At 60.9% G+C, this 24,989-nt stretch carries 21 protein-coding genes and 1 tRNA gene; 5 read left to right on the top strand and 17 right to left on the bottom strand.

Annotation, left to right across the window (positions count from 1 at the left end; translation table 11 throughout):
• Positions 1-267: 267 nt before the first annotated feature.
• Complete coding sequence (locus K9F62_11420) at positions 268-3,486, top strand: DEAD/DEAH box helicase (protein ID UJX39338.1); 3,219 nt, start codon at positions 268-270, stop codon at positions 3,484-3,486.
• A 122-nt stretch (positions 3,487-3,608) separates the two neighbouring features.
• Here K9F62_11420 and K9F62_11415 read toward each other — a convergent pair whose 3' ends face one another.
• The 6 genes from K9F62_11415 to K9F62_11390 form a co-directional block, all read right to left on the bottom strand.
• Complete coding sequence (locus K9F62_11415) at positions 3,609-3,995, bottom strand: STAS/SEC14 domain-containing protein (GenBank protein UJX39337.1); 387 nt, start codon at positions 3,993-3,995, stop codon at positions 3,609-3,611.
• Between the two features lie 122 nt (positions 3,996-4,117).
• Positions 4,118-4,765 (bottom strand): NAD(P)-dependent oxidoreductase, encoded by a 648-nt coding sequence (locus K9F62_11410; protein UJX39336.1) that lies wholly within the window; start codon positions 4,763-4,765, stop codon positions 4,118-4,120.
• 188 nt (positions 4,766-4,953) lie between these two features.
• The gene (gene feoB, locus K9F62_11405; protein UJX39335.1) at positions 4,954-7,143 is read right to left on the bottom strand and encodes a ferrous iron transport protein B; all 2,190 of its coding nucleotides are present in this window, start codon (positions 7,141-7,143) and stop codon (positions 4,954-4,956) included.
• A gap of 1 nt (position 7,144) precedes the next feature.
• Positions 7,145-7,375 carry a ferrous iron transport protein A gene (locus K9F62_11400; GenBank protein UJX39334.1) on the bottom strand — a complete coding sequence of 77 codons (231 nt, stop codon included), beginning with the start codon at positions 7,373-7,375 and terminating at the stop codon, positions 7,145-7,147.
• Between the two features lie 456 nt (positions 7,376-7,831).
• A complete protein-coding gene (locus K9F62_11395; GenBank protein ID UJX39333.1) occupies positions 7,832-8,119 on the bottom strand; it encodes a hypothetical protein in 288 nt (95 codons plus the stop codon).
• Between the two features lie 156 nt (positions 8,120-8,275).
• A complete protein-coding gene (locus K9F62_11390; protein ID UJX39332.1) occupies positions 8,276-8,725 on the bottom strand; it encodes a nucleoside 2-deoxyribosyltransferase in 450 nt (149 codons plus the stop codon).
• A gap of 248 nt (positions 8,726-8,973) precedes the next feature.
• Here K9F62_11390 and greA point away from each other — a divergent pair, with 248 nt between their 5' ends.
• On the top strand, positions 8,974-9,462 hold the full coding sequence (greA, locus tag K9F62_11385; protein ID UJX39331.1) for a transcription elongation factor GreA: 489 nt from the start codon (positions 8,974-8,976) through the stop codon (positions 9,460-9,462).
• Positions 9,463-9,530: 68 nt separating this feature from the next.
• On the opposite strand, the gene K9F62_11380 is transcribed toward greA, so the two are convergent.
• The 4 genes from K9F62_11380 to K9F62_11365 all read right to left on the bottom strand — a co-directional run bounded on the left by K9F62_11380 (position 9,531) and on the right by K9F62_11365 (position 14,281).
• Complete coding sequence (locus K9F62_11380; protein ID UJX39330.1) at positions 9,531-10,541, bottom strand: NADH:flavin oxidoreductase; 1,011 nt, start codon at positions 10,539-10,541, stop codon at positions 9,531-9,533.
• Positions 10,542-10,712: 171 nt separating this feature from the next.
• Positions 10,713-11,210 carry a DUF1269 domain-containing protein gene (locus K9F62_11375; protein UJX39329.1) on the bottom strand — a complete coding sequence of 166 codons (498 nt, stop codon included), beginning with the start codon at positions 11,208-11,210 and terminating at the stop codon, positions 10,713-10,715.
• A gap of 202 nt (positions 11,211-11,412) precedes the next feature.
• A complete protein-coding gene (locus K9F62_11370; GenBank protein ID UJX39328.1) occupies positions 11,413-13,593 on the bottom strand; it encodes a glutamine synthetase III in 2,181 nt (726 codons plus the stop codon).
• Positions 13,594-13,981: 388 nt separating this feature from the next.
• Entirely contained in the window at positions 13,982-14,281 is a 300-nt protein-coding gene (locus K9F62_11365; protein UJX39327.1) for a MerR family transcriptional regulator, read from the bottom strand.
• A gap of 165 nt (positions 14,282-14,446) precedes the next feature.
• On the opposite strand from K9F62_11365, the gene K9F62_11360 reads away from it, so the two are divergent.
• The gene (locus K9F62_11360) at positions 14,447-15,268 is read left to right on the top strand and encodes an alpha/beta hydrolase (GenBank protein ID UJX39326.1); all 822 of its coding nucleotides are present in this window, start codon (positions 14,447-14,449) and stop codon (positions 15,266-15,268) included.
• Between the two features lie 111 nt (positions 15,269-15,379).
• Here the strand turns inward: K9F62_11360 and pheT are convergent, their stop codons facing one another.
• The 7 genes from pheT to K9F62_11325 all read right to left on the bottom strand — a co-directional run bounded on the left by pheT (position 15,380) and on the right by K9F62_11325 (position 22,231).
• A complete protein-coding gene (pheT, locus tag K9F62_11355) occupies positions 15,380-17,785 on the bottom strand; it encodes a phenylalanine--tRNA ligase subunit beta (protein UJX39325.1) in 2,406 nt (801 codons plus the stop codon).
• A gap of 157 nt (positions 17,786-17,942) precedes the next feature.
• Positions 17,943-18,989: a phenylalanine--tRNA ligase subunit alpha gene (gene pheS / locus K9F62_11350; protein UJX39324.1), complete on the bottom strand. Its 1,047-nt coding sequence runs from the start codon at positions 18,987-18,989 to the stop codon at positions 17,943-17,945.
• Between the two features lies 1 nt (position 18,990).
• Positions 18,991-19,344 carry a 50S ribosomal protein L20 gene (rplT, locus tag K9F62_11345; protein ID UJX39323.1) on the bottom strand — a complete coding sequence of 118 codons (354 nt, stop codon included), beginning with the start codon at positions 19,342-19,344 and terminating at the stop codon, positions 18,991-18,993.
• Positions 19,345-19,385: 41 nt separating this feature from the next.
• Entirely contained in the window at positions 19,386-19,583 is a 198-nt protein-coding gene (gene rpmI, locus K9F62_11340) for a 50S ribosomal protein L35 (protein UJX39322.1), read from the bottom strand.
• Positions 19,584-19,608: 25 nt separating this feature from the next.
• Positions 19,609-20,151, bottom strand: a complete 543-nt coding sequence (gene infC / locus K9F62_11335) for a translation initiation factor IF-3 (GenBank protein ID UJX43191.1) — start codon at positions 20,149-20,151, stop codon at positions 19,609-19,611.
• Positions 20,132-22,075 (bottom strand): threonine--tRNA ligase, encoded by a 1,944-nt coding sequence (gene thrS, locus K9F62_11330; protein ID UJX39321.1) that lies wholly within the window; start codon positions 22,073-22,075, stop codon positions 20,132-20,134. Before thrS ends, infC begins: the two co-directional genes overlap by 20 nt.
• Positions 22,076-22,156: 81 nt before the next feature.
• Positions 22,157-22,231 (bottom strand) — tRNA-Val (locus K9F62_11325).
• A gap of 432 nt (positions 22,232-22,663) precedes the next feature.
• Between K9F62_11325 and K9F62_11320 the strand changes: the two genes are divergently transcribed.
• Both K9F62_11320 and K9F62_11315 read left to right on the top strand, forming a co-directional pair.
• On the top strand, positions 22,664-23,857 hold the full coding sequence (locus K9F62_11320; protein UJX39320.1) for a hypothetical protein: 1,194 nt from the start codon (positions 22,664-22,666) through the stop codon (positions 23,855-23,857).
• Entirely contained in the window at positions 23,854-24,948 is a 1,095-nt protein-coding gene (locus tag K9F62_11315) for a hypothetical protein (GenBank protein ID UJX39319.1), read from the top strand. Before K9F62_11320 ends, K9F62_11315 begins: the two co-directional genes overlap by 4 nt.
• Positions 24,949-24,989 lie beyond the last annotated feature (41 nt).

Genomic DNA, 24,989 nt, shown 5'->3' with positions numbered 1-24,989 from the left:
ATCGACATATTAAAACGGATGCGCAAGGCCTTGTGCTGTTATGTCATATACGGGGCCAGCTCAAAATAAAAGCCCTTTTTCCCGAATGGCTGCCGTGGCGGCAACTTACCGCCCAGGCAAGGGGTAGGCCCCGCAACAATTTCGTTCCCAAACGGTCTGGAATCTGTTATAGGGCGCGCCTTGTCCCGGGCCCGCCTGTTCCCAGCCGCGTCCTTTCAAGGCCCTGCCCGACGGGACAAGCCATGCACCTTAAGGAGTCGTAGGCCCATGGCCCCTGGAACCGAAGAAACGAAAATCAAATCCCTGCTCTCGGAGTTCGTCCGGGAAACGATACCGGAATATATCCTGGACGGTTCCCACGCCATCGTGGCCGCGGACGGCATCCAGAAGCTTTCCATCAACAAGCACGACCACTACTGGGACGTGGAAGGACAGGTGCAGGGCGACGATTTCCAGGTATATGCCTCGGAAGTCTCGGTCAACCTCAAGGAAGGCACCATCAATTTCTTCTGCAACTGCCCGGATTCGTTCTCCGGCGTGTGCCGACACGTCGGGGCCACGGCCCTGCAGTGCATCCGGAACCTGGACGTCGCCGAGGGAGGCGACGCCGAGAGCCCGGCCGTGACGCGCAGCGAATGGCGACAGACCTTCCGCACCTATTTTTCCTCGGAACCCGAACCGGAACCCGGCCGCCACTATCTCATCTTCCGCTTCCATCCCGAGCCCGGCCGGCTCCAGGTGGCCTTTTTCCGGGCCCGGCAAAACAAGTCCGGCATCTCGCAAGTCCACTCCGAGATCACCCTGGAACAGATCATCAAGAACCCGGACTGGTCCGAGCTATCGCCCAAGCTGCCGGTGGTGGCCGAGATGCTCTACCACCACCTGGACTACGCCGGCCACCGGGTGGAGTTGCCGCCGGGACTTCTCGCCTGGTTTTTCTGGGCCATCGGCAAGGAATACTACCTCTACTGGCGCGACACCGAGCAGCCCGTGCGCATCGAGTCCAAGACCATGCGCCTGCAGCTCGCCCCGAGGTTGGCCGACGACGGCCTGTCCTTCGACATCCTGCTCGGCAGCCCGTCCAAGGCCCCCTTCTCGATCCTCGGGCAGGAGGTCTATTTCTACGGCCAGATGCCCATCTGGGTCTGCTGGAAAAACGCGTTTTATCCGGTGCAGACGGGGCTGCCGCCCCAGCTCGTCTCGGACATGGTGCAGCAGCCGCCGTTTATTCCCACATCCGACGTATCGGAATTCCTGGACCGGGTCTGGACCCACCTGCCCATGACCGACCTCTACGGCCAGGAAGAATTCCTGGTCAAAATGCAGCCGTTTTTCGTGCCGGCCACCTACGATCCCAAGATATTCCTGGACGAGGAAGGCAGCCTGCTCACCTTGCAGGTCCAAAACATCTACCAGACCGAGCACGGCGAGATCACGGTGTCGGGCCCCAACCCCGACCTCATGACCGCCTCCTACCTCTACGAGGGCCGCTCCTACCTCATCGCCCGGGACTGCGACCACGAGCAGACGCTCATCAACATGCTGACGGACATGCGCTTCCAGGCCAGAAACAATGCCAACTGGTTCCTGGAGACCGAGGAGGCCATCGTCTTCCTCCTCGACGCCTATCCCAAGCTGGTGGAGAAGTACCGGGTCTACGGCGAGAAGAACCTGACCCGCTACAAGGTGCGCCTGTCCACCCCGGTCATCGTGGCCGAGGTGGAGTCCAAGGAAGACGAGAAGTGGTTCAACCTGGATCTGCAGGTGGCCTACGACGACCAGCGCGTGCCCATCGAGAAGATCTGGAAGGCCTGGACCCAGGGCAAGCGCTACGTGCAGCTTAAAGACGGCTCCTACACCAGCCTGCCCGAATCGTGGCTGGAAAAGCTGGCTCACAAGCTGCGGGCGCTTGGCTACGACACGGACAAGCCGCCCCAGACGAAATTCAAGCAGTTCGAGGCCCCGGTCCTGGACAAGATCCTCGAGGATCTGCCCGAGGCCCGCACGGACTCGTTCTGGAACAACCTGCGCCAGAAAATCCACAGCTTCCGCGAGATCGTGCAGGTGCGCCCGCCCAAGGGCCTCACGGCCAGCCTGCGCCCCTACCAGGCCCAGGGCCTGTCCTACCTCAACTTCCTGCGGGAGTACGGTTTCGGCGGCATCCTGGCCGACGAGATGGGGCTCGGCAAGACGATCCAGACGCTGTCGTTCATTCAGCACAACGTGGAGCGCGGGGTCACGGGGGCCAACCTCATCGTGGTGCCGACCTCGGTTTTGCCCAACTGGGAGCGCGAGGCCGAGAAGTTCGTGCCGAGCCTGCGGCGGCTCATCATCTACGGCGCGCGGCGCGAAAGCATGTTCAAGAAGATCGGCGAGTCCGATCTGGTCATCACCACCTATGCCCTGCTGCGCCGGGACCTCGACGAGCTGCTCAAGCACGAGTTTGCCACCATCATCCTGGACGAGGCCCAGAACATCAAGAACCCCAACACGATCACGGCCCGTTCCGTGCGGCGCCTGTCCGGCAAGACCCGGCTCTGCCTGTCCGGCACGCCCATCGAGAACAACCTCTTCGAGCTGTGGTCGCTGTTTGAATTCCTCATGCCGGGTTTTCTCGGCGGCCAGAACGCCTTCCAGCGCGGCATCGTCAAGCCGATCAAGGACGGCGACGAGGAGACCCTCGATTACCTGCGCGGCCGGGTGCGGCCGTTCATCCTGCGGCGCACCAAATCCGAGGTGGCCAAGGACCTGCCGCCCAAGGTGGAAAACGTCTACTACTGCAACCTGCTCGACGAGCAGCTCGAGCTGTATGCCGCCCTGGCGAAAAAGCTCAAGGAGCAGGTGCTGGCCACGGTGGACGAAAAAGGCCTTGCCAAGTCGCAGATGTCCATTCTCGACGCCCTGCTCAAGCTGCGCCAGATCTGCTGCCACCCGAGGCTTTTGAAGCTCGACCTGCCGGGCGTCAACACCAACCTGCCCTCGGGCAAGTTCGACGCCTTCAAGGACCTCATCACGGACTGCATCGAGGAAGGCCACAAGGTGCTCGTCTTCTCGCAGTTCGTGCAGATGCTGCACATTATCCGGTCGTGGATGACCATCAGCCAGATTCCTTTTGCCTACCTCGACGGTTCGAGCAAGGACCGCTTCGATCAGGTCGACCGGTTCAACGACGACGAGAACATCAAGGTGTTCCTCATTTCGCTCAAGGCCGGCGGCACGGGGCTCAACCTCACCAGCGCCGACTACGTCATCCACTACGACCCCTGGTGGAACCCGGCCGTGGAAAACCAGGCCACGGACCGCACCCACCGCATCGGTCAGCGACGACAGGTTTTCTCCTACAAGATGATCTGCCAGAACACGGTGGAGGAAAAGATCCTCAAACTCCAGGAGCAGAAAAAGGACGTGGCCGAGGCCATCATCCCCGGCCAGGACGCGTTCAAGTCCCTGACCAGGACCGATCTGGAGTCGCTGTTCGAGGTATAGGCGGAAAACCGCCATCGCAAGGGAAAGGGGGCTGCCGGCCCCCTTTTTTATTGGCCGTCCGGCTACCCGAAGCCCCGGGGCCGCCATGACAAGCATGGCGCGCCCGCGCCCAGGCGCGGCGGTCAGCCGCGCACGAAGGCCCAGGCGTCGTCCAGGGCGGCCAGGTCGAAATACTTTTCGACAAGCCCCTTTTCCGTGTCGCCGAACACGGCGTTGTCCAGCTTGAACAGAAGTTTCATGACGCCGCTGTCCGCCACCACGGCGATATGCCGGATCCTGTCCATGTTGGCGAAGCCGTAGCGGGCATCGGCCACAAAAGCGGAAAACTCGCTTTGCGAGACCTTGAGCTTGTCGATCTTGCACAACACGTTGATACGGTCGGCCCCGGCCGCAAGGGCGTCCTCGAAGGCTTTCTTGAACTGTTCCACATCGTCCCTGGTGTACCCGCCGCTGATTTCCACCGCCAAAACGTCTCCGGATGTGCCGTCGAGAATTTGAAACACGTCCAAGACCTCCTGCTGCAGGGTTGAGCCCTGTGCGCACGCCTCTTCCGGCAATACTCCCGCGTTAGCCTGGAAAAGGGGGCCGGGGCAAGCCATACACGCGCTTCCCCGGCCCAGGCCCAAACGTCTCAATAGCCGACGGTAAACCGGCGGCCGCTATGCGCGGGCCGCTCCAGCTCGTCGATCATGGCCACGGCGTAATCCGGCACGCTGATGCGGCTTTTGCCGTCTTCCCCGATGAGCATGTCGTCGAGTCCCAGGCGGAATTTCCCGGTGCGCATCCCCGGCTCAAGTTGATGGCTCGGCGAAAGGAAGGTCCAGGTGATGCCGGGCTCGGCCTTGAGGATCTCCCACACCTCGGCCGTGGCCCGGGCGCCGCCCTTCCATTCGTCGGGGAATTCCGGCCTGTCGATGTTGCGCCCGCCACCGGCCACGATCAGGGTGCCGGCCCCGCCCACGGCCAGGATGCGCGTCACGCCGGCCCGCTGCATGGCGTCGAGGATGGCCCGCGTGCCCCGGCGCTGGGCCTCGAGTATGGCCTCGGCCGGCAGACCACGCGGCGGCGCGTAGGCATGGATGACGGCCTGCTGTCCGGAAAGGGCCTCGGCCAGGGCCGCGCCGTCGGCGACGTCCACGGCCTTGGGGGTGAGTTTCGGATGGGACGGCAGTTTTTCGACGTGGCGCACGATGGCGGTGACGTCATGGCCCCGGGACAGGGCCTCGTCGCGGATGGCGGCGCCGACGTAGCCCGTGGCGCCGATGATGGCGATATGCATGGCAAGCCTCCTTGATGCATGGTGCTTTGCACACAGGGTAGCATTTGCCGCCGCGATGTGAAGCGGGAAGATGCGGCCGACCAAACGCCGACGCGCCCGGGGCAGGGAGCCGACGGGCGCGCGGGAAGGAACGGCGGCGCGGCGATGCGGGATGCACACCACCGCGCCAGGGGTGAGGGGAGGCGGCGCTAGGCCATGAGCGCCGTGCCGATCTGGTAGATGGCGACCGCCACCACGTAGGCGAAGCAAAGGCCGCCGACCACGGAGAAGGTCGCCCATTTCCAATTCGATTCCCTGGCGATGACCACCACCGTCACCATGCAGGGGGTGTAGAGCAGCATGAAGGCGAAAACCGAGAGCACCGCCGGCATGGTCCAGGCCGGATCGGCGGCCAGCTTTTCGCTGAGCGGCTGGGCCTGTTCCGGATCGACCTCGCCCATGGAATAGGCCGTGGCCATGGTGGAGACGAAGACCTCCTTGGCCGCGAAGGCGCCGATGAGCGCGATGTTGGCCTGCCAGGGGAAGCCGGCCAGGTTGGTCAGGGGCGTGAGGGATTCGCTCACGCGGCCGGCCAGGGAATACTTGAGCGAGGCCTCGTTTTGCTCGTCGGCAAGGGACTGCTGGGCCGCCTCGGTCAGATCGGCCAGCTCTTCCTCGTTTGCCTGGGGATTCTCGGCCTTGACCGTCTGGGCGATCTGCGCCTTTTGGGCGTCGTACTTGGCCACCGTGCCTTCGGGCAGCTCCGGAAAGGTCATGACCGCCCACATGAGGATGGACACGGCCAGGATCACGGTGCCGGCCTTTTTCACGTACTGCCAGACGCGCTCCCAGGTATGGAGCACCACACCCCTCAGCGTGGGCAGGCGGTACGGCGGAATCTCCATGACGAACGGCGTGCTCTCGCCCTTGATCACGGTCGAGCGCAAAAGCCTGGAAACGAGCAGCACAAAGGCCCAGGCCGCGAGCACGACGAAGAACATGGCCCGGGTGGTGTTGCCCGGGAAAAAGGCGGCCACGAGCATGAGGTAGGCCGTGGTCTTGGCCCCGCAGACCATGAAAGGCGCGGTCAGGATGGTGGCCAGCCGCTCGCGCGGGCTGCGCAGCGTCCTCGCGCACATGACGCCGGGCACGGCGCAGCCGCCCGGGATGCCGCCGGACATGATCAGCGGCATGACCGACATGCCGTGCAGGCCGAAGATGCGCAACACCCGGTCGAGCATGTAAGCCACGCGCGCCATGTAGCCGAGGTCCTCCAGGAAGACCAGCATGGCGAACATGATGCAGATAAGCGGGGTGAAGCCGATGACCGAGCCCACGCCGCCGATGATGCCGTTGACGATAAGCGATTGCAGGTAGCCCTCGGGCAGATACGTCGTGGCCAAGCCGCTTAAGGCGTCGAAACCGGCCTCGATCCAGCCCTGGGGATAGGCCCCGATGGCGAAGGTCACCTGGAACATCAGATACAGCACAGCCAGCATGATGAGCGGGCCGAGCATCTTGTGCGTGACGATGCGGTCGATGGCGTCGGAGTTGTTGCGCCGCAGCTCGTCGCCGCCGAGCACGACCCCCTGCTTGATGATGCCGTTGATATAGCCGTAGCGCCAGTCGGCGATGATGGCGTCCGGGGTGGTGGCGCTGTTTTTGCGGGTCGTCTCCTCGGCCTCGGCGCAAAGGGCCAAAAGCGCCTCGTGGGTGGGGCCGGCGGCCTTGCCCTCGGTCATGACCTGCTCGTCGCTTTCCAGGTACTTGACGGCCACCCAACGCGGATCATGGCGGGTGGTCAGAAATTTCGCGTCGGCAATGCGCGCGGTCATGCGGTCGAGAATGGGGTCGAGGTCCGGGCCGTAGTTGAGGCGGATCGGCGTCCATTGCCCCTTGGTCTTGGCCGCGACCTCGGCCACGGCCCGCATGAGCTCCTTGCGGCCCTGGCCGACCCGGGCCACGCAGGGCACCACCGGCACGCCGAGCAGCTGGGACAGCTTTTCGGTGTCGATGGTCACGCCGCTGCGCTTGACCTCGTCCATCATGTTGAGCCCGAGCACCAGCGGCGCGCCGATCTCCATGAGCTGCACGGCCAGATAGAGGCTGCGCTCCAGGGCCGTGGCGTCCATCATGTTGATGACCACGTCGGGATGCTCGTCCACGATGACGTTTCGGGCGACCAACTCCTCCATGGAATAGGAGGTCAGGGAATAGGTGCCGGGCAGGTCGACCAGGTGGCTTATCTGATCGTTATCCCGGTAGGTTCCTTCCAGGCGGTCCACGGTGATGCCGGGATAGTTGCCGACCCGGGCCTGGCCGCCGGTGATGGCGTTGAACATGGTGCTCTTGCCGCAGTTGGGCTGGCCGGAGACGGCCACGCGGATGGGCTGCGCCATGCTAGAGCGCCTCCACGGAAATATAGTCGGCCTCGCTGTTGCGCAGCGACAGGGTGAACCCCTTCATGCGCAGTTCGACCGGATCGGCCAGCGGGGCCCGGCCGATGACCATGATCCGGGCCCCGGGCACAAGGCCCATATCCCGAATGCGCCGTCCCAGTTCGCCGCCGGCGGTCACCGCCCGGACGCATCCTTTCTGATTGACGCCAAGCTTTCGCATCGAAACAGTCATTATCTCTCCCCTCCTTTCCATCGGCAAGCGCGGTGGTGTCGGGCAATGGCCCGTCGCGCCCACGCCCCGGCCTGGCAACAACCAGGGCATCTTGCGTGGTGCGAGGATGATGTAAATGATATTCAATATCATTGTCAACAAGGATCGCAGCCCGCTTCGAAAAAAAAGCATCCGTACCGCCCGCCCCTGGATTTCCAGAGCCGATGCGGCCAATATCCTGCTATTTTACATGTATTTTACAGGTCCGGTCTTCCCCCGATGCGCCGTGAAATCCCCCCCGGCCCCGGCGAAAGGCGTCCGGCCCCGAGGAAAGACACGATCAACCGGCAGCCACAAAAGGCAAAACGGCCTTCGCAAAAAGCTTGCGAGGCTCGCCCGACGTACGGTGAGACGCACGCCGGTCCGCCCGTTGGCCCGGGCAGCGCTGGAGCGATCACGAAAAAAAGGGGACTGGCGTCAGCTGAGCGGGCAGAACGCGCCCGTGGCGGCATGTTCGGCCCAGGAGCACTCCCCGGCCGCCGTGATAACGGGCTCTACCGGCGGCTCCCCGGCCTCCCGCCGCTGGCGCAGGCGGTCGCGCAGCAGCCCGGCGTAGGACCGGGCGATGCCCTGGGCCGTCATCATGTCTTTGAGACCATGCCGCCTGGAAAACGCCAGACGCACGTTGTCGCCGCCGTCGAGATATACACGGCAGCACAGGCACTCAACCAGATAACGAAGCGGATCCTGGAATGTTTCGGCCATGCCCGGCGCCATCCCCGGTTTCATTGGTTGTGCGACATGACGACGCTTCCTGAAGAAGTGTCACGGACCTTATGCCAACCGTAACAGCGTTGGCAAATGAAAATTTGGTCAGCCGCCACGCCGTGCAAAGCGCGCCCCTGGCCACTCCCCAGAGCGTCAGGCCTCCGTTTTGGCGGCAAGGGCGGCCTTGGCGGCCATGGCCTCCAAGAGAGCGGCTTCGTCCCGGAATATCCGGGCACAGGCGCATTCGATCATGCAGTTGACCAGGGAATGGACCGTATCCCCGGCCACGCGGAAATCCGTGCGCAAGCCCCAGACCGGAAGGCCCCGGGCATGGGCGTAGCCCGCCTCGAAGGCGGTGCCGTCGTCGACCTGGGTCCCGTCGAGCACGGCCACGACCAGATCGCAACTGTCGACGCCGGCCAGACAGCCCCGGAAAATATGCTCCTTGGCCGTCGCGCCCATGGCGGCCAAGTCGTCGCCCGCAAAAAAATCCCCGGGCCACAGGGCGACAACACCCGGCAACGCGCCGGCCTGGTCGCGCAACCGGGCCATGAACCGACGTTCGGCCAGGCTGAAAAGGGGTCCGGCCAGATAAACGCGCATAGACTCGCTCCCTTGCGGCCCACCCGAGCCGCCGGGGCAACATAGTCCGGGAAGGCCGGCCGGGCAACCGCTTGCGCATCATCGCTTGGGCATCTGCCTCCTTGACCGCCGCCGCAGGATCGTCTAACCAGAAAGCCGTCCGTGGACATGTAGTTCCCCCACGATTTTTTTTCACGGCCACGTCCGTCCGGATGGGGCCGTTGTCCTTGGTTTTTTTCCCCGACAATCCAACCGATCCAAGGTATGAAATGGACAGCATTCCTATTACCGTCCAAGGTTTCAAGCGACTCGAACGCGAACTGGAGCGTCTCAAGAAGGAACGCCCGGAAGTGATCCTGGCCATCAAAGAAGCGCGCGAAGAAGGCGACCTGCGCGAAAACGCCGGTTACGACGCCGCCCGCGAACGCCAGGGGATGCTCGAAGCCCGCATCAACTTCATCGAATCGCGCATGCCGCGCTTCAACGTCATCGACCTGGACACCCTGGACGGCGAGCAGGCCATCTTCGGCGCCACGGTGGAGATCGAGGACGTGGACACCGGCGACGTCAAGAAATACACGCTGCTCGGCCCGGACGAAGCCCAACCGAGCAAGGGCTCCATCTCCATCCTGTCGCCGGTCGGCCAGGCGCTGCTCGGCAAGTACGAGGGCGATGAGATCGTGGTGGACGCGCCCCGGGGCAAGATCAACTACGAAATCGTCTCCATCGTCTTCAACGGTTCCATCGAAAAAGAATAGCCGGGGCAAGCACCAACGACAAAAGGCCCCGCCGCGCGAGCGACGGGGCCTTTTCACTACGGACGACGCTACGAAACGGCGAATACGCAGCGGTTGCCGGCCTCGTCGTAGCACCCGCCGCACGAGACGCACCGGCTGGGCTCTTCGGAACCGTCGCGCCAGCGGACGGCAAGGTCGGGCTCGCAAAGAAACGGCCGCGCCATGGCGAAGCAGGCGATTTCCGTCTCCGCCAGAATCCCGGTCATGGTCGCCGGCGAACGGTTGGCCCCGACCAGCATCACCGGGGCGCGGATGCTTGCCGCCACGGCGGCGGCTTCCTCGCGGAAGACGGACTCTTTCTGCTCCGGCCCGTCACACAATCCCCTGTTGCCGCCAAGGCCGCTTATTTCCACCAGGTCGATTCCGGCCTCGTCGAGCGTTCCGGCCACTTCCTGGCAGGCGTCGAAAACGCCCGGCGTCCGGTCCATATCGCGGCAATCGAGCTTGACCGACAGCAGGAAATCCTCCCCGGCTTCCCGGCGCATGGCGGCGTAGATCGCTTCGAGCAGGGCGCGCCGCCTTTCCGGAGTGCCGCCGTAGGCGTCGGTGCGCGTATTGGCCGTCGGGTGCAGGAACTGGCTGAGAAAGTAGCCATGGGCACTGTGGATCTGCGCCCCGTCGTATCCCGCCTCACGGGCCAGTGCCGCGCCCTTGGCGAAAAGTTCCGGCAGGTGCCGCAGCGTGTCCGCGTCGGCGTCTGCCGGCGTCCAGCGCGCGCCGTCCTGACCGGCAAAGGCCAGTTGGAGGAGGATCGGCACCCCTTCCTCATGGGCCGCTTCCGTCAGCTGCCGATGCCCGGGCAGGCAGCCCGCGTCGTACAGGCCCATCTGCCCGTCCAGGGCCTTGGAGCGTGGGCTCATAAACGTCGCGCTGGCGATGATGCCGCCGACACCGCCCTTGGCCAGGGCGGCATAGAGCGCCACCAGCCGGGGCGTGACATGGCCGTCGGCATCGGCCATCCGCTCCCAGGTTGCCGATCGCAGCAACCTGTTTTTGAATCGCGTCCCCTTGACGGCCATGGGGTCGAACAACGTCTTCATGTGTGCCTCCTCGGACTTGCAGTGGTCCGGGACAACGCTACCCTCGGCGTCGCGCCGGGAACAAGAAGGCACTTTTCCGTTTGTTGGTTTCGCCCGCCATACCACCCATAGACGACGAAAGCCCCGCCGCTTGCGCGACGGGGCCTTTTCACGTCTCTGCGTCCTTTCCGGTCAGGATGTGGCCTGGGCGGTGCTGAGCGCGGCTTGCAGCTTGTCCTGGTCCTCGTGGGAAAGCGAGGTCTGGAGCACCTTGCCGCCCGTGCCCTTGAGCTCGTCGAGCACCTTGTCCGCCGTCATCTTGCGGAGGAGCACGAACAGCACCGAGGTGCCGGGCTGGAGCGTATTGGCCAGCTTTTTCATGAAGTCGTCGTCGATGCCGACGTCGGACAGCGCCCCGGCCGCCGCGCCCGAAGCCGCGCCGACCACAGCGCCGAGCACCGGCATCATGAAGATGAGCCCGATCAACGCTCCCCAGAAGCCGCCGCCGATGGCCCCGGAAGCGGCCAGGTGGTACATCTGGTTGAGCTTGATCTTGCCTTGCGGGTCCTTGACGGCCACGACCGCGTCTTCCAGATCGACCAGATATTCCTTCTGCATCTTCAACAATTTGAGGCGCACCGTTTCGGCTTCGAACATGTCGTCGTAGCCCACGACAATCAAATCACTCATATCGGCTCCTTGTTGGCTGTTTGGCGTTGCCCGATCCAGGACACGGGAGATTCCATTATCGAATGCCGTATTTCCGACTGGTTGGCAACACATGGCGGGCGTCGCGCCGTCGCGTTCGCATCGCGACCGGACCGTCACGAAAAAGGCCGCCCCGGCGGGCGGCCTTTTCCAATCCGGGCAAGCCCGGCATGGAATCGCGTTTCTAGCGGATAAAGAGCATTTCCTGGTAGCTCGGCAGCGACCACAGGTCGTCGGCCACCACGGTTTCCAGGGCGTCGGCCACGGTGCGCACTTCCAGCATGGCCGGCAGCACCGTGCAGCACATGTACTTGGCCTCGGCCAGGGTGTCGTCGGCGCTGTGCTCCAGGAGCTTCTCGAACTCGGCCACCTTGGCCTGCAGGTCGCGCAGCTTGTCGGTCACGCACTCCAGGGTCGTCATCTTGTAGTCGTGGCCAATGGCCTTGAGGCTGGCGCAGGTGGCGGCCAGCTCGCCCTGATAGCGCACGGCGGCCGGGAAGATGATGGTCTTGGCCATGCGCACGACCAGGGCGGCCTCGGTCTGGATGGTCTTGACGTACTGCTCGAGGTAGATCTCCTTGCGGGAGGCGAGCTCGGCCTCGCTGAAGATGCCGTAGGTGGTGAAGAGCTTGACCACTTCGGGGGTGGTCAGCACCGGCAGGGCGTCGGGCGTGGTCTTGAGGTTGGGCAGGCCGCGCTTCTCGGCCTCGACATGCCACTCCTCGGAGTAGCCGTCGCCGTTGAAGACCACGGAATCGTGTTCCTTCATGATCTCCTGGATCACGGTCTGCACGGCGCTGTTGAGCTTGCCGGCATCCCCGCCGGTGGCGGCCTCGAGCTTGGTGGCGATGTAGTCCAGGGACTCGGCCATCATGGCGTTGAGCGCCACCTGGGGACCGGCGATGGACTGGGAGGAGCCCACGGCGCGGAATTCGAAGCGGTTGCCGGTGAAGGCGAAGGGGCTGGTGCGGTTGCGGTCGCCCGGATCCATGGGCAGCGGCGGCAGGGTGTCGACGCCGATGTTCATGATGCCCTTCTGCTTGGAGCTCTCGACCTTGCCCTTCTTGATCTGCTCGAAGACGTCGGTGAGCTGCTCGCCGAGGTAGACGGACATGATGGCCGGCGGAGCCTCGTTGGCACCCAGGCGATGGTCGTTGGAGGCGCTGGCGACCGTGGCGCGCAGCAGGGAACCGAACTTGTGCACGGCGCGGATGGCGGCGGCGCAGAAAACCAGGAACTGGGCGTTCTCGTGCGGGGTGTCGCCCGGATCGAACAGGCTACCCATGTCCTCGTTGCCGATGGAGTAATTGAGATGCTTGCCCGAGCCGTTGATGCCGGCGAAGGGCTTCTCGTGCAGCAGGCAGATGAGGCCGTAGCGCTTGGCCACGGTGCGCAGCACGGTCATGACCATCTGGTTGTGGTCGGTGGCCAGGTTGCCGGCCTCGAAGATCGGGGCGATCTCGAACTGGCTGGGGGCCACTTCGTTGTGGCGGGTCTTGACCGGAACGCCGAGCTTGTAGAGCTCACGCTCGACTTCCATCATGAAGGCCAGCACGCGGCGGGGAATGACGCCGAAGTACTGGTCCTCGAACTCCTGGCCCTTGGCCGACTTGGCGCCGAAAAGCGTGCGGCCGGCGATGAGCAGGTCGGGGCGGGAGAAGACGAAATGGCGGTCGATGAGGAAGTATTCCTGCTCGGGCCCGGCAAAGGACACCACGGGATGCTTGGCGGTGACGCCGAAAAGCTTCAGGATGCGCTGGGCCTGCTTGTTAAGCGCCTGGTTGGAGCGCAAAAGCGGGGTCTTCTTGTCCAGGGCCTCACCGGTCCAGGACACGAAGGCCGTGGGGATGCACAGGAAGGTGCCGTTGGGATTTTCCAGGATGTAGGCCGGATTGGTCACGTCCCAGGCGGTGTAGCCGCGGGCCTCGAAGGTGGTGCGCAGGCCGCCGGAGGGGAAGGAGGAAGCGTCGGGCTCGCCCTGGATCAGCATCTTGCCGGAAAATTCGGCCACGGCCCCGCCCTTGCCGTCGGGGACCAGGAAGGCGTCGTGCTTCTCGGCGGTCAGGCCGGTGAGCGGAAAAAACACATGGGTGAAATGGGTGGCGCCCTTTTCGATGGCCCAGTCCTTCATGGCGTTGGCCACGGCGTCGGCAATGGACGGGTCGAGCTTCTGGCCCAGCTCGATGGTCTTTTTCAGCGACTTGTAGACGTCCTTGGGCAGCCGTTCGCGCATGACCTTGTCGCTGAAGACGTTGCTGCCGAAAACATCGGTGGGCTTGGTTTCGCTGAAGTTCAGCGGTGCATGGGACGGCTTGTAATTGATGATGGCCGAAATTGCGTCCAGCCGAGCCTTGATTCCGCTCATAGGATCCTCTTGCATGTGTTGAACAGGTTTCTCGCCATGGAACCCCAATCCGCGTCCCTGGCCGGATGTCGCAGTTGCGTGGCATTGCGACAAACATGGCGGACACGCGACGCGGCGTCCCCATACCGACCGTCCGGAACCCGGACACAACTTCCAGCACGACCGGCAGTTATTAAAAATTTCCCGTCTCTCGCCGCGCGGCCGGTCTCTCTCCACGACCGCCGGCGAAGTCTCAATAATGTAAAAATCAGGGTACGTCCATAGCCAATGCCCGCGATGCGCCACGCCAGGGGCGGCCTGCCACGCGGCCGCGACGCGGCCATCCCCACGAAACGGAGCCGGAGCCGATTTCCCCCCTGTTTTTTTCCGGACAGGCCCTCAAAGGACGTCAGGAATCAAGCAGACGCCGGATGGCCGTCAACTCGTCATAGATCTGGCGCAAGATCGGGCCATCCCGACCGTCGTCGGCTAGACGGCGTCGCGCGCCGTCGATGGTGAGCTTTTCCTCGTAGAGCAGCGTCTTGATGCGGTGGAGGAGTTCGAGGTGTTCGTCGGTGTAGAGGCGCTGCCCTTTTTGGGTGCGCACGGGCGAAAGCTGCGGGAATTCGGTTTCCCAAAAACGCAGCACAAAGGGTTTGAGTCCCGTCAGACCGGCGACTTCACCTATTTTGTAGGTCCGTTGCGGCATATCCGGTGTTCATGCGCCAAGACGCCTTGTGGGGTCAACCCCGACGCAGGCAGGCTTTACAATCGCCCGTGATGCACTACCCTGCGGGGAAATGGGTTTTAACCCGCGCCCGGCCGGGCGTCCGTCTGGCCGGGCCGGCAACGCAACCCGAAGGAGCATACGACAATGGCGACCATTACCACCCAAGACGGCGCGACATTGTATTATAATGACTGGGGCTCGGGACAACCGGTGGTTTTCAGCCACGGCTGGCCCCTTACCGCCGACGCCTTCGAGGACCAGATGTTCTTCCTGGCCTCCCACGGCTACCGGGTCATCGCCCACGACCGGCGCGGCCATGGCCGCTCCGACCAAACCTGGTACGGCAACGACCTGGACACCTATGCCGACGACCTGGCCACCCTGACCGAGGCCCTTGACCTCAAGGACGCGGTCCACGTGGGGCATTCCACCGGCGGCGGCGAGGTGGTCCGCTATCTGGCCCGCCACGGTTCGGCCCGGGTGGCCAAGATCGTGCTCATCGGCGCGATCCCACCGCTTATGCTCAAGACCCGGGACAATCCCGGCGGCCTGCCCATGGCCGTCTTCGACGGCATCCGGGAGGGGGTGGCCAAGGACCGCTCCCAGTTCTTCAAGGATCTGAGCCTGCCCTTCTACGGGTACAACCGGCCCGGGGCCAAGGTTTCGGAAGGCGTCCGGGAATCCTTCTGGCGGCAGGGGATGCTGGCCGGCCTTCCGGCGGCCTACTTCTGCATCAAGGCCTTTTCGGAAACCGACCAGACCGAGGACTTGAAAAAGATCGACGTGCCGACGCTGTTCCTGCACGGCGACGACGATCAGATCGTGCCCATCGACGCCGCCTCCCGGGCGGCGGTCAAGCTGGTCAAGGGCGCGACGCTTACGGAATACCCCGGCGCGCCCCATGGCCTGTGCACCACGGAAAAGGACAAGGTCAACGCCGACCTGCTGGCCTTCATCAAGGGCTAACCCCTGCCCGCCCGACGCAAAAAAGCCCCGACGCCTGCGCACCGGGGCTTTTTCATTCGTGTCATATCGTCGCCACGCGTACGGGATGCCGGGCGACCGCCCTGCCCCGGGCTACGGCCGTGTCACGGGCAGCGCGGCCAGGACGGACTTGGCGAGTCCCTCGTGGACCTTGTCCACTTCCTTATCCTTGAGCGTCTTTTCCGGGTGGCGGTAGGTGATGCGGAAGGTCAGCCGCCGGTCGACCTCGCCTTCGGGCTTGTAGGCGTCGATGAGCACCACATCCTCAAGGATGGGCACGTTGGCCCCACGCAGCGCGGCCAGCACCGCGCCCACGGTCACGCCGGCCGGCACGGCCAGGGTGATGTCGCGGCGCACGGGCGGGAATCCCGGCAGCGGCGCGAAAACCGTCTTCTGGGCGTCGACCAGGACCCGCAGGGCATCGATATCCAATTCGGCGATCCACAGCGGACTTCTGGCATGAAACGCGTCGGCCACTTCGGGCGTGACCTGGCCGATGAGCCCCAGGCGCACCGGACCGCAGGTCACATCCACCTGCGGCGCCAGCCAGGACTGGTCCTCGACCCGGGAGAAGGTCGGCTCGGGCAGATGAAAATGGGCGAGCAGTCCTTCCACCAGCCCCTTGATGTCGGCATAGCCGGCTTCCACGTCCTTGGGCCAGGGCCAGGCTTCGGGATGACGCGCGCCGTGCAGGGCCAGACCCATCCGGCCGGCCTCCCGGGCCGTGGAGTCCGAAGCCGCGTCGGCGGTGAAAATCCGGGCCACCTCGAAAAGGCGCAGGTTGGCGTTGCCCTGGGCCAGGTTGTGGCGCACGGCGCCAAGCAGCCCCGGGGCCAGCATGGGGCGCATGACGTTTTGATCCTCGGACAGCGGATTGGCCACCGAAACACGGCAGGCCGCATCCAGGCACAAAAGATCGAGGTCGCCGTGGCCGACAAAGCTGTAGTTGACCGCCTCGCGAAGCCCGACGCCCACGGCGTAGGCCCGAAGCCTCGCCCAGAAGCCGAACTCCGTCTCGGGCGACGCGTCGTCCAGGGACTTGGACACCCGGGGCAGCTTCGGCGCGATGCGGTCCAGGCCGTACACCCGCCCCACTTCCTCGATGAGGTCCGCCTCGCGCTCGAGGTCCAGACGGTACGAGGGCGGCGTCACGGCCATGGCCCCGGAGGGATCGGTGTCCGTCAGCTTGCAGCCAAGCGCGGTAAGCGTCTTGCGGCAAAAATCCTCGGCCATTTCCTCGCCCAAAAGCAGGCTGGCCCGGGCCGGACGGAACCCGATGCCGCGCGGCGTATAGGGACGGGGTTCGGCCACGGCCTCGCCGGGCAGGACCGTGCCGCCGGCGGTTTCGAGCATGAGCGAAACGGCCCGGTGCATGGCGTAGACCGAACCGACCTGATCCACGCCGCGCTCGAAGCGGTAGGAGGCCTCGCTCGGCAGGGACAGCCGCCGGGCGGTCTTGCGGATGGCGCCCGGACGGAACACGGCGCACTCGAGCAGCACCTCGGTGCTGCCGGAACCCATCTCGCTGTTCTCGCCGCCCATGACGCCGGCCAGGGCCACGGGCTTTTCGGCGTCGCAGATAAGCAGGTCCCGGGCGGTGAGCAGACGCTCCTGACCGTCAAGGGTGGTGATCTTCTCGCCCTCGACCGCGTTTCGCACCTTGACCGTGTTGCCGGCGAGCTTGGCCCGGTCGAAGGCGTGCAGCGGCTGGCCGAGTTCGAACAGCACGTAGTTGGTGGCATCGACGATATTGGAGATGGGGCGCTGGCCGATGGCCAGAAGCCGCCAGCGGATGCGGTCCGGGGAAGGACCGATCGTGACGCCGGTGACGAGCTTGGCCCGGTAGACCGGGCACTGCTGCGGGTCCTCGATCTCGATGGCCACCTGGGTCGCGGCATTGGGACCGGACTCGGGATAGGACACCTCGGGCAAGGTGAGCGGCAGGTCGAAGGCCATGGCCACTTCCCTGGCGATGCCAAGGACGCTTAGGCAATCGGCCCGGTTGGGCGTGATGGAAACGTCGAGCACGCAGGTGTCGAGGCCAAGGGCGTCGGGCAGGCTCCAGCCGACGGTCGCGCTCTCGGGCAGGACCAGGATGCCGCCGCTGCGTTCCTCGGCCAGGCCCAGCTCCGATTCGGAGCAAATCATGCCTTCGGACACCTGGCCGCGAATCTTGCTCTTCTTGATGGTGAGCCCACCCGGCAGCGTCACGCCGACCATGGCCACGGGCACATGCTGGCCGGCGGCGACATTGGGCGCGCCGCACACGATGGGCAGGGGAGCTTCCCCGCCGACGTCCACCGTGCAGCAGGACAGGTGGTCGGAGTCGGGATGGGCCTCACAGGTGAGCACCTTGCCGACGACCACCGAGGCGATCTCCTCGAAGGGATTTTTGATCTCCTCGATTTCCAGGCCGAGCATGGTCAAACGGTCGGCAAGTTGCTGGGGAGTGCCCTCATAGGGCGTGAATTCGCGCAGCCAGGCTAAACTGAGCAGCATGATGTGTGTGCCTCCGGCGGCCGGGGAGGGAACCCCTTTTTGCAAAAAGGGGTTCCCTCCCCGGACCCCACCCTCCCGAAAAACTCCCAAAAGGGGCCATGGTGAGGGCTTGCCCGGCAAGAAGCCGGGTCAGGGACGGGGAAAGAGCCCCTAAACGTTAAAACTGGCTGAGGAACCGAACGTCGTTTTCAAAAAACATGCGCAGGTCGCCGATGCCGTACTTGAGCATGGCCACGCGCTCCACGCCCATGCCGAAGGCGAACCCGGTATAGCGTTCGGTGTCGTAACCCACGGCGTCAAACACATTGGGGTCGACCATGCCGCAGCCCAGGATCTCGACATACCCCGTGCCCTTGCACACCCGACAGGTGCCGGCCTCGGTCTCCCCCTTGCCGCCGCAGATGACGCAGGAGATATCCACCTCGGCGCTCGGCTCGGTAAAGGGGAAAAAGCTCGGTCGGAAGCGCACATTGGTTTTCGGGCCGAAGATACGGCGCACGAAGGCTGTCAGCGTGCCACGCAAATCGGCCATGGACACGCCCTCGTCGACGAGCAGTCCTTCGATTTGGTGGAACATGGGGGTGTGGGTGAGATCGGAGTCGCGGCGGTAGACCTTGCCCGGGGCGATGACCGCGACCGGCGGCTTTTGCGCCAGCATGGTGCGGACCTGCAAGGGCGAGGTGTGGGTGCGCAGCACCACGTTGTCCGTGATGTACAGCGTATCCTGCATGTCCCGGGCGGGGTGCTCGGGAGGCATGTTGAGCGCCTCGAAATTGTAGTAGTCGGTCTCGATCTCCGGCCCGGTGACGATGGAAAAGCCCAACTCACCAAAGGCCTTGCAGATCTCCGCCGTCACCAGGGTGATGGGGTGCAGGCTTCCGGCAAAGGGGACACGTCCCGGTTCGGTGGGATCGAACCCGGCCAGGGCGACGTCCAGGGCCGCGCGGCTGAGCGCCGCCAGTCTGTCGTCGTACAGGCCGGTCAGGGACTGCTTGACCGTGTTGGCGGCCTGTCCGGCGGCGCGACGGGCATCGGGATCGAGGCCCGGGAGCTGGGACATGAGCGCGGCCAGCCGGCCCTTGCGTCCCAGGTAGGCGACCCGGATTTCCTCGAGGTCCTCAAGCGCCAAGGCCTGGTCGAGACGCGCGGCGCACTCCCCGACCAGGCCCTCTAGCTCGGCAACGAGCGTGGGTTGGCTTCCCAACTTAATTCACCTTGGCTTTGGCCAGCTCCGCCAGCTTCTGGAAGCTGTCCTTTTCGCGCACGGCCATATCGGCCAGGACCTTGCGGTCCAGTTCCACGCCGGCAAGGGTCAATCCGCGCATGAACACGCTGTAGGACAGACCATTGAGGCGGGCGGCGGCATTGATACGGATGATCCAGAGCTTGCGCATCTGGCGCTTGCGCTGCTTGCGGTCGCGGTAGGCGTAAACCAGCGCCCGTTCGGCCACCTCGCGGGCGGTTTCGTAGAGAACGCCGCGGGCTCCGACAAAGCCCTTGGCCATCTTCAAATATTTTTTGTGCCGCTTATGGGCGGCTTGTCCACGTTTGACGCGCATGATCGGGCTCCTTTAGCGTGGTATGGATAAGCCCAGTCCGCCTAGGCGTAGGGCAAAAGCCGGCGCACGGCCTTTTCGTTGGCCTTGTCGACCAGGGTGCCCTGGCCCAGGCGGCGGGTGCGCTTGGCGTTTTTCTTGGTCAGAATATGGCGCAGGTTCTGCCGGCGGCGGGCAAACTTGCCGGAACCGGTCTTGGTGAACCGCTTGGCCGCGCTGCGGTTGGTCTTCATCTTGGGCATATCGGACTCCTTGGACGCGACCGCATCAAGCAGGCGCGAGCGTTTTCTTGATTTGCGGGGCAAGCAGCATGGTCATCATGCGGCCTTCGGTGCGCGGCTCCTGCTCCACCTTGGCCAGTTCCCCCAGATCAGCCACGACACGGGACAGGATGAGCACACCCCGGTCTTTGTGCACGATCTCGCGTCCGCGGAAAAACACCGTCACCTTGCAACGGTCCCCTTCTTCCAGGAAGCGGCGAATGTGCTTGAGCTTGGTCTGGTAATCGTGCTCGTCGGTCTTGGGCCGGACCTTGATCTCCTTCAGCTGGACCGTGGAAGCTTTTTTGCGCGCTTCCTGCAGCTTCTTCTGCTGCTGGTACTTGAAACGGCCGAAGTCCATGATGCGGCACACGGGCGGATCGGCGTTGGGCGCGACCTCGACCAGGTCGAGTCCCTTTTCCTGCGCCATGCGCAGCGCCTCGCTGGTGGGAATGATACCCACCTGGGCACCGTCGTCGGCGATCACCCGCACTTCACGGGCACGAATCCGGTGATTACACCGGGGGTCACTACTGGGAGCGGAAGTTATAGCGCATACCTCCACGCTTAAACGGTTCCTGGCAATCGGCCGTAATCATGAGCACGACCTCGTCCAGGGACTTGACGCCAAGATTCTCCCCGGACCGCAGCCGCACGTTCAGGCCGCCGAGTTCCTTTTCCTTATCCCCTGCCACGAGCATGTAGGGGATCTTCTCCATCTGGGCCTCGCGAACTTTGAAGCCCAGCTTTTCGTTGCGTTCGTCCAACTCGACCCGAATACCAGCCTCGGCGAGCTTGGCCAAGGCCTCTTCGGCAAATTCCTTTTGGGCGTCGGTAACGATGAGGATGCGCGCCTGCACCGGAGACAGCCACGTGGGCAGCGCCCCGGCCGTATGCTCGATAAGCACGCCTAAAAATCGCTCCACCGCGCCGAGAATCACCCGGTGCAGCATGACGGGCCGTTTGCGCTCCCCATCCGCATCCGTATAGACGAGGTCGAAACGTTCCGGCAAGGTAAAGTCGCATTGCACCGTGGCGCATTGCCAACGGCGCTCTAAGGCATCCTTGAGCTTGATGTCAATCTTCGGACCGTAAAAAGCCCCGTCGCCCTCGTTGATGTCGTAGGGCAGCCCAAGGGAATCCATGGCGTCGATGAGCGCCTTGGTCGCGCGTTCCCAGTCCTCGTCCGAACCGATGGACTTCTCCGGCCGGGTAGACAACTCCACCTCGTAGTCGAAGCCGAAAAGCGCCACCACATCCTGGACGAATTTGATGACGCCCGCGATTTCCTCGAGAAGCTGGTCGGGGCGGCACAGGATATGGGCGTCGTCCTGGGTGAACTGGCGCACGCGCATGAGTCCGTGCAACACGCCCGATTTCTCGTGGCGATGCACCACGCCGAGCTCGAAGTAGCGCTGGGGCAGATCGCGGTAGCTGCGCACGCGCGATTTATAGATGAGCATATGCGACAGGCAGTTCATGGGCTTGATGCCGTAGGCCTGTCCGTCGATCTCGGTGAAATACATGTTCTCGCGATAATTGTCGTAGTGCCCGGAGCGCTCCCAGAGTTCGCGGCGCAGGATGAGCGGGCCGCGCACGAGCTGGTAGCCGCGCCGCAGGTGCTCGCGACGCTCGAAATCCTCGAGGATGGTGCGGATCAATTCGCCCTTGGGATGCCAGATGGGCATGCCGGCGCCGACTTCCTCGGAAAAGCTGAAGAGGTCGAGCTGGGTGCCGAGCTTGCGGTGATCGCGCTTCTTGGCTTCCTCAAGATGATGCAGATACTTCTTGAGGTCGGGCTCCGAGGCAAAGGCGGTGCCGTAGATACGCTGGAGCATGGGGCGCTTCTCGTCGCCGCGCCAGTAGGCTCCGGCAACGGAGAGGAGCTTGAACGCCTTGACCGCGCCCGTGGTCGGCACATGGGGGCCGCGGCACAGGTCGGTGAACGTTCCATGACGATAGAGGGAAACCGTGTCGCCCTCGATGTTCTCGTCCATGATCTCGAGCTTGTAGACCTCGCCTTGGGAGGCGAAAAGCGCCTTGGCGTCGGCCTTCGGCACAGAGGTGCAGGAAAAAGGGGCATTGGCGGCGATGCTTTTGCGCATCTCCGACTCGATGGCCTCGAGATCCTCGGGCGTAAAGGGGCGTTCGAAGGCGAAATCGTAGTAGAAGCCGTTTTCGATGGCCGGTCCGATGGTCACCTGGGCGGCGGGGAAAAGCTTCTTGACGGCCTCGGCCATGATGTGGGCGGTCGAGTGCCGGATGATGGCGAGCCCTTCGGGGGAGTCGGCGGCGACCGGCGCGATCTCGCGCGAGCCTTCCGGCAGCGGCGCGGTCAAATCAAGAGCCTTGCCGTCGACCAGACAGGCCACGGCATTTTTCATGCGCTTGCCGGAGATGCCCCGCGACAAAACCTGGCCGCAGGCTTCGCCGGCAGCAGCCTCCAGGGATGTATCCTCTAAAGTGACGAGCACGTTGCCTTCTTTGGGTGGCGGTAACACCCCTAATCGCTCTATAAAGAAAGGGAGGCCGAGGCCTCCCTGTTGGTCGCAAGCTGGTAGGACCGGGGAGATTTGAACTCCCGACCTCTTGCGTGTCAAGCAAGCGCTCTCCCCCTGAGCTACGGTCCTATAAACAGAATCAGGGAACAGGCTAAATGCCCCAAACTCGTCCCGAAGTCAACCCCAAATCTTTCGTTCCCAAGAAAAAGTTGGGGGCCAAAACCGTTGGCTTCGTTGGCGCGTCGTTGGCTCGGGGTAAGTACGGATTTGGTACGGGGAGGTCAAGGGGTTTTTACTCGGGGGAGGAGAAAATCGGATTTTGGGGAGGATAGGATATGTGAATAGTTAATGATTTTAGTATGTTAATAAAAAAAGTTGCAATCAACATGCTTGAGAGAGAACAGAGAAAACTGAACTGACAGAATTTGTAGCACGACACAACTACTACGCAATTTACTTAAATTATGTATATTTTAATACATGTAGCCCACTGACTGTCTCTTTAGTAAATATTCCATTGACACATCCTGCGGCAAATGTGATCTTTAGATAGAGGTTCCTATGAACAGACCAATCCGCCCCCTCCGGACCAAACGGCTCAAACGAGGCCCTTGTAAATTTGCTGCCGTAGATCGTCTACAGTTTTTCTTTACTAAGATTGTAAAATTCTTGTTAATTTGCCTAGTCATAGAATTAATTATTGCATTTCCAATCAAAAAATCAGTTGAATATGCTAACAAAAAATCAAGAAACAAGCTACTGCATGTCGCACAATCAAGAGACGCAATAATAGACAAAAATTCCACCTTAACTGAGATAAATATTTACGACCCCGTCAATAGTCCTATAACTGACGAGATCAGAAACAACTACTTCCAATTTGGATCAACAAGAATAAAATCTTCCGTTGTCGAATTCATAAAAGGCAAGATGAAAACAATAGAAGATTTGACAAAAGACACAAGCTATTCATCGCTTTACACGTTAATGCTAAATCTTCGTTTTCTTCAGAGAACAAATGATGAATACAACGCTTTTCGCTTCTGGATAGATAATCAAGAATCAACAAAATCATTTAACAATAACGAGCTTGAATATATGCTTATATATATCCATCAGACATACCAAGATCCAGCACTTGATTGTTTTTTAAACAAACAGAGCTATCGAGCTCATATCTTAATTAATCACGCCTCTACAATTTTAAAAATTTCAAACCCACCTCCCCTTAATAACTCTATCACTGAAATAAACGATATACTTCTTACCGATCTACTATTTTCAAATCCTGCCTATATGACTTTTTTTTACAATGATATATTTATATTCTTAAAACTTGCGCTCTCAGACTTCCCCCCAAACCACTACGACGACCTTCAAAAAACAAATAGAACTGGACTTTTAAAAAATTTTTACCATTACTGGGAAGGGGTTTATCTTTTACGAGACGATAACTACGACGATGCATACAAGAACTTTTCTGAAGCTGCTAAAACTCAAAACCCAAAACTCAAAAATGCAAGTATTTTAATGAAAGGCAGGGTATTGTTTTGGAAATATTTTAAAAAATACAAAGAATATGAAAAGTCTTCTGGACTTAACGAAAAACAAGCAACGCTTGCAAAACAAAACATTGACACAGAGCGAGACAATACAATATCAATTTTAACCAATCTATCACAAGAATTAACAGAAAAAAGCTACAGATCAGACCTCTCCTATTACGTATCAAAAGTTAAGGACAATAAATTATGATGCGAATCATAAAAATATCAGTCGGCACAATATATGCCATACTAATCGCTCTTTACTCAATATCTCCCAAAAATATCGATAATTTCTCTGCAGGGTTTGGTTTGTTTCTGATAAGGGAATTCTTTATCGATATAACAGTACTATTATTAATACTTGCCACATCTTATCTTGTGTTTTTTATATCCAGCAGATTTATATCACAAAACAATTTAACAATCCGTGATGTCTTTTTATTAACACAGAACAAATTTTTTCTCTTTGTTTCACTTTTTCTCCTATTGCTGTGCCTAGCTATACCAGTCTACCTGGCTTCATCTATTTCTCCCAAAGTTGAGGATACCATAATAAACAGAATTCGTTATTTAAAAAATGAATCCGCCTACGACTTCAGATACATGTTACTCAATGACGCCGTCGATTACCAATGCACATGCCAATATGACAATGCAATAAAATGGTACACTAAAGTATTGACATACTTCCCAGACCATATCAGTATTAACAAATGGATCAAAGACAAAATAAAAGAGATCACAAATAGAATAAACTATGCAAATACTCTCATATCATTGAGCGATGAATTAGAAAAAAAGAAAGGCTGCATGGACAGAAATTCTATTTTTCTACTTGCCGAAGCAATACGTATAACACCTGCGAATAAAAACTTGCAACAAATTTTTGAGACAAAAGTCAACAAGTTAAACGACCTAATGTCTGTCGCAGAAGAATATTACTTATCGTGCATAAATAAAAAATACGACAACGCCTCGCAACTACTAAAAAAATATAGCTGGTTCCTCTTTGGCGACGAACTTTTACTATTTGCAACCAACGAAAGCGATATATTTTTTTCAGAGGAAAGCAACAGATCGTGCCTATCACTTATCAAACACACTAGTCTTATTAACTTTAAAAAACTAATTGGTGACTCCTGGGAATTAAAGATCTTAAATTCTGCAGTAAATCAAAAGAATAACCTAGTTTGCTCATGTAACGACTCTAGCCCTGAATACAATATGAGCGAAAGCCTAACTCTCGAAAATGACCGCCAACGATTATTTTACAACGACGAGAAAGAAGATACGGAATAAGTTCTTATTCAAGATTAATAGGCGAGCGTTACTACGAAGAC

It is taken from the genome of Desulfovibrio sp. JY (genome assembly GCA_021730285.1).
Taxonomy (GTDB): domain Bacteria; phylum Desulfobacterota; class Desulfovibrionia; order Desulfovibrionales; family Desulfovibrionaceae; genus Solidesulfovibrio.
This window is presented reverse-complemented; position numbering and strand designations above follow the sequence as displayed.

What these genes read in the sequence shown, in the direction of transcription:
- rpmI (UJX39322.1), bottom strand. Translation starts at nt 19,583, where the DNA reads ATGCCCAAGATGAAGACCAACCGCAGCGCGGCCAAGCGGTTCACCAAG.
- K9F62_11400 (UJX39334.1), bottom strand. Translation starts at nt 7,375, where the DNA reads ATGACTGTTTCGATGCGAAAGCTTGGCGTCAATCAGAAAGGATGCGTC.
- K9F62_11320 (UJX39320.1), top strand. Translation starts at nt 22,664, where the DNA reads ATGAACAGACCAATCCGCCCCCTCCGGACCAAACGGCTCAAACGAGGC.
- K9F62_11365 (UJX39327.1), bottom strand. Translation starts at nt 14,281, where the DNA reads ATGCCGCAACGGACCTACAAAATAGGTGAAGTCGCCGGTCTGACGGGA.
- K9F62_11360 (UJX39326.1), top strand. Translation starts at nt 14,447, where the DNA reads ATGGCGACCATTACCACCCAAGACGGCGCGACATTGTATTATAATGAC.
- greA (UJX39331.1), top strand. Translation starts at nt 8,974, where the DNA reads ATGGACAGCATTCCTATTACCGTCCAAGGTTTCAAGCGACTCGAACGC.
- rplT (UJX39323.1), bottom strand. Translation starts at nt 19,344, where the DNA reads ATGCGCGTCAAACGTGGACAAGCCGCCCATAAGCGGCACAAAAAATAT.
- K9F62_11315 (UJX39319.1), top strand. Translation starts at nt 23,854, where the DNA reads ATGATGCGAATCATAAAAATATCAGTCGGCACAATATATGCCATACTA.
- K9F62_11420 (UJX39338.1), top strand. Translation starts at nt 268, where the DNA reads ATGGCCCCTGGAACCGAAGAAACGAAAATCAAATCCCTGCTCTCGGAG.
- K9F62_11375 (UJX39329.1), bottom strand. Translation starts at nt 11,210, where the DNA reads ATGAGTGATTTGATTGTCGTGGGCTACGACGACATGTTCGAAGCCGAA.
- feoB (UJX39335.1), bottom strand. Translation starts at nt 7,143, where the DNA reads ATGGCGCAGCCCATCCGCGTGGCCGTCTCCGGCCAGCCCAACTGCGGC.
- K9F62_11390 (UJX39332.1), bottom strand. Translation starts at nt 8,725, where the DNA reads ATGCGCGTTTATCTGGCCGGACCCCTTTTCAGCCTGGCCGAACGTCGG.
- K9F62_11380 (UJX39330.1), bottom strand. Translation starts at nt 10,541, where the DNA reads ATGAAGACGTTGTTCGACCCCATGGCCGTCAAGGGGACGCGATTCAAA.
- pheT (UJX39325.1), bottom strand. Translation starts at nt 17,785, where the DNA reads ATGCTGCTCAGTTTAGCCTGGCTGCGCGAATTCACGCCCTATGAGGGC.
- K9F62_11395 (UJX39333.1), bottom strand. Translation starts at nt 8,119, where the DNA reads ATGGCCGAAACATTCCAGGATCCGCTTCGTTATCTGGTTGAGTGCCTG.
- K9F62_11370 (UJX39328.1), bottom strand. Translation starts at nt 13,593, where the DNA reads ATGAGCGGAATCAAGGCTCGGCTGGACGCAATTTCGGCCATCATCAAT.
- K9F62_11410 (UJX39336.1), bottom strand. Translation starts at nt 4,765, where the DNA reads ATGCATATCGCCATCATCGGCGCCACGGGCTACGTCGGCGCCGCCATC.